This is a genomic window from Rugamonas apoptosis, from assembly GCF_014042355.1.
Taxonomy (GTDB): Bacteria; Pseudomonadota; Gammaproteobacteria; order Burkholderiales; family Burkholderiaceae_D; genus Rugamonas; species Rugamonas apoptosis.
This window is the reverse complement of the sequence record NZ_JACEZU010000059.1, coordinates 1-280: the sequence shown is the minus strand read 5'-3', so window position 1 is coordinate 280 and position 280 is coordinate 1. Positions and strand designations below refer to the sequence as shown.

At 48.9% G+C, this 280-nt stretch carries 1 rRNA gene; it reads left to right on the top strand.

Features of this window, described 5'->3' with window-relative positions:
* Positions 1-174: 174 nt before the first annotated feature.
* Positions 175-280 (top strand): 16S ribosomal RNA (locus tag H3H39_RS27415); the annotation flags it as partial.

Sequence of the window (280 nt, the reverse complement as noted above, 5' to 3'; positions counted from 1 at the left end):
AAGTGTGGACGTTTGATGGAAGTGCACACGAAGCCAGTCTTCGTGATACTTAAAATATCAAATGTTCACAAGAAGTAATGAAATAGGATACTCGCAAGAGTAGCCTGTCAGTATTTTGAGTGAGCGACCCGTCAGAAATGACGGTGCCATGAGAGTGGCAAACAAACAGAGATTAAACTGAAGAGTTTGATCCTGGCTCAGATTGAACGCTGGCGGCATGCCTTACACATGCAAGTCGAACGGCAGCGCGGGGCAACCTGGCGGCGAGTGGCGAACGGGT